The sequence below is a fragment of the Vaccinium witches'-broom phytoplasma str. VAC genome (assembly GCF_000309405.1).
Classification (GTDB): Bacteria; Bacillota_I; Bacilli_A; order Acholeplasmatales; family Acholeplasmataceae; genus Phytoplasma.
In genome coordinates, this window is the sequence record NZ_AKIN01000148.1 from 1 (window position 1) to 3,912 (window position 3,912).

Below are 3,912 nucleotides of genomic sequence, written 5' to 3' on the forward strand. Positions count from 1 at the left end.
TATAAAATTAATTAATAAATAATTTAAATTTATAAAAAGTAAATTTTTTAGAATAAATTGAGGTTTTCTATTGTTTTTTCTAATTTTAGAGTTCTTAGAAACACTTTAATATAATTAAAAAAGGAGTTTTATATAAAAATGGATAATGGTTTCAATAAACATTTTTATTTTATTTTTGATTATGGCTATAATTTTTTTGGTAATTAAATATAAAGAATTAAACGACAAATATCAATTAAAATCTAAGGAATTAAGAGATTTAAAAAAAATTTATTCCTTTGAAATGAAAATACAATTTTTTTGCGATCAAAAATAAAGGATGCGTCAGAATGAGCTATTAAAAAGACATTCGATATTAAAAATATCAAACAAATTTATCGTTGGCGCTAATAGGTTACATAATAATCAAAGTTATCGTTTGCAACAGGGCACAAAAATAAACGCTATAATGGTGCAATATAACTAATTACTACACAGGTAATAATTGCGTAATATCACGGTAAAATTAGAAATACCGTCGGTTCTTAAATCGAAAGAAATAATAATTACAGCAGACACGAAAGCAGAATGAGGCGAAATAATTAACCAAGAAGTTATCGCAAGACGACGATAACTCATACGGACGAAGGTCAGAGAACGCTAAGCGAAAAAGAAAACATAGCAAGAATGAAGTCTAAGTCAGCAAGTTATTAAGGAATCCGATTAGTTTGAATTACATCTAATATAAAATAAATCGGGGAAATATTTAGATATTATCACGAGTAGCGAGAACATCGCGAATTCAAATATGTTCTACCAAAATTCGGTAGCATTATCGCACCTAAGTGAGTTAAGGCGCAATATATACGGACATTTGAGAATCCTAAAAGCTATATTATATTAGGGAATAAAAAGCCTAATAGACACAAGAGCAAAGAGGCTGGCATAGTAAGTTGTATCAAAGCAAAACTTAATTTGGAATAATTAAGATAATCGGACTGACCACGGAGAGGGAAAACAACCCTTACAGGGTCAAAGAAGCTAACCAAAGTATGAAAGGCGCTTTGCTGAAAACCGTGCGCTTGGAAACTTGCTTGCACGGTTTGGAGGGAGACCAATTTGTAATAAAGTTAGGAAATACAAAGCTCTGATATAACTGAAACGCATCTGATTTATCCCTATATACCGAATGTAAAGGTGTTGATGAATTGTTAAAATTTATGGATTAAATGCTTATAAAAACATTTTGTCATTTGATAAAAAATATATGAAATTAATAAACAAAATAAATCCCAAACTATCAAAAGGTCAAACACTTCATTAACCTTAACCTAAGTAAGTTGTAAAAATGCCTAAAATAAAAATAATATAGAAAGGAAGAAAAACTCATGACTAAATTAACAAAAATAATCAGTTTTTTGATTGCATCGAAGAAAAAAATTCCAACATAAAACTAACTAAAACAACTTTTTTTCCAAGAAGACGGCAAAATTATTGATTTAATCAGTGAATACGATTCCAACGGAGAAGAACTAATCACAACAAATCATTACAAATCTGATTGCAAAACCATTGATGACATCGAGGAATACGGTCATAATGACGACAGTGCAAAAATTTGGTTTCACGTTGTTATTGTTTTTATTCATAAAATATTTTCTAAAATTTGTAAATAATATGGCCTTTTAATCATCAACGAAAGTATTAATGGTCATGGAAAAATTAAGTCAGTAAACTAAATTTCATTATACAGAATGCAGAAAAAAAAAATAAATATTATCTTTAAACATGCTATGCTGAAAATTATAGAACAAAGGTTACGAAAAAGGTTTAACAATAGATGTTTAATATCTTCTTATATTTTTTAGTTAAAATTGTAGCTATGCAACAAGCAATAACGAAAACTCTTAAAAACTAAAACAAATTGTTAATCCAAAATCCTTAAAATAAATAAACTGTATTAAAATACAGTGTATTGAATAACAGTTTATTTATAAAAAGAAAAAATTGTCAAATAAAAAAAATGAAAAATAAATAAACAAATCAAAAAATCTTACTTAAAAAGGAGAAGTCAAAATGGGAGAAAATAAAATGAAAAAATCAAAACCTTTACAAAAAAAAAAAAAAACTGTCATTTCTATCTTTTTATTTTTATTATTTATTTTATTATCATTGGTATCTTTTTTTAATTGGAAAATAACAACAAATATCAAAGAGTCAATGAAAAAAAACTAATCATGAAATAATAAAGATTAAAAAAGATTTTCAAAAATTATCACAACCAACCGAAAACAAAATTCAACAAATAGAAAAAGCAAATCATTTTGACATTTCTTCTTTATTTTTCCAAAAATACAAAGGAGTCGAAAAAGATTTGGTAATTAATTTATTCAAATCAGTGAAAAAAGAAGCACAAAAAAATAAAATAATGGAGTTATTAATTTTTCTTGATCAATGTGACACGATTTTTACAGATTTAGGTAGTTTGGAAGCTAATTCGGATACAGCAAAAAATGTTGTTAATCAATTCAAAACCGAATTAACTTCAAATGAAAATGATGTTAACCATCCTGTTTTTATTATCGCAGCAACTAAAATCACTTTCAGAAAATTAGATGAAGCTATTAAATCAAGATTTGATTATAAAATAGAAGTTAAAGTTGGCGATTTTAAAGATCATAAAGATTTTTTAGAATTTATGATTAAAAAAAGAGGTAATGAATATTCAGAAAAAGCCAAAAATTATTTAGTTGAAGATATTAATAACAAATTAAATGAATTATTACTTTCAAGAGAAAAAGAAATAAAATCTAATAGAGTTTTAGAAAACTTTTTAAAAGTTATTACAAGAGTCAATGAGAGAGCTATCAATATTTCGAATACAAATAGAGGTAATTCCGTTAAGATTACTATTGAAGATATTCAAAAAGCTTATGCCAAAGTTTACAATACTGATGAATTTCCAGAACCAATATTAAAAAGAGTTATTTATAAATCTGATGATAAAACAATTGATTACATCGAAAAATACGAATATGATTCCAATGAAAAAATAATTAAAACAACTTTTTATAAATCTGATGGTAAAACCATTAATTGTATCTACGAATATGATTCCGATGAAAAACTAACCAAAACAACTCAATATCAATCTGATGGTAAAACCATTAATTGTATCTATGAATATGATTCCAAAGGAGAAGAACTAACCAAAAATTAGCGAGATTGATTGTTTAGACTCCTATTCAAAGAAAATCAACAAATAACTAAATAAACCACTTAATGTGGTTTTTTATTTGTTAAAAAAGAAAAGGAAGTATCACAGCGAAATAAAATGAGCGCCAAAGAGGCCTTATTTGCAGTATTTTAACGAAATACAACGCTTGATAAAATAGCGTACTTCATATTCTCGGTCTCCTAAACTAAAGAATAGGGGATTACAGTAGAAGATAAAAGCGAATTGAGGAGGAGTTCATGTCCAAGATGATATCTCAAGAAGAAAGAATTCCAAGGAGAAGTCTTGCAACGGACCTAAACACAATAAATGGAGCAATTATATATCCAAACCGAAAGGAACTGATAACGGTTTGCAAGGAGGAAGGAAATAGTTAGTATAGAGACTAATTCAATTATCAAACCTTAGTAATAAAGTTTTCTGATTTCAATATCAACTTCTTGACCTACCTAGCTGAATGTTGTTTGCCTATCTAATCTTTAATTAGCGAAAGCCAAGGTCATCATCGTACCTAAAGTAATCACGTAGCAAATAAGAATAACTTGGATTTTCCTAAAAGCCTCCTAGAATATAGGACAAAACATGGTTAAGTTCATGGGCTCAAGTATAGAGTAGGTGATAAGTTCGAAAGAAAGTTAAAATTATTTATTTTTTGGTTGCGGGAAATATACATTAAGTAATAATTTTTTTCTATTTAT

The 3,912-nt window shown here is 27.0% G+C and carries 3 protein-coding genes and 1 pseudogene; 3 read left to right on the plus strand and 1 reads right to left on the minus strand.

The features are described 5' to 3' along the window. Nucleotides 1-462 precede the first annotated feature (462 nt). A complete protein-coding gene (locus RI68_RS03945) occupies nucleotides 463-618 on the minus strand; it encodes a hypothetical protein (RefSeq protein ID WP_161598275.1) in 156 nt (51 codons plus the stop codon). An 845-nt stretch (nucleotides 619-1,463) separates the two neighbouring features. Between RI68_RS03945 and RI68_RS04470 the strand changes: the two are divergent. The 3 genes and pseudogenes from RI68_RS04470 to RI68_RS04335 all read left to right on the plus strand — a co-directional run. Further along, nucleotides 1,464-1,655 (plus strand): annotated as a pseudogene (locus RI68_RS04470) (DUF2963 domain-containing protein); the annotation flags it as partial. Nucleotides 1,656-2,055: 400 nt separating this feature from the next. Continuing rightward, a complete protein-coding gene (locus tag RI68_RS03950) occupies nucleotides 2,056-2,214 on the plus strand; it encodes a hypothetical protein (RefSeq protein ID WP_017193678.1) in 159 nt (52 codons plus the stop codon). Between the two features lie 94 nt (nucleotides 2,215-2,308). Then, nucleotides 2,309-3,199 (plus strand): DUF2963 domain-containing protein, encoded by an 891-nt coding sequence (locus RI68_RS04335; RefSeq protein WP_261974287.1) that lies wholly within the window; start codon nucleotides 2,309-2,311, stop codon nucleotides 3,197-3,199. Nucleotides 3,200-3,912: the final 713 nt, after the last annotated feature.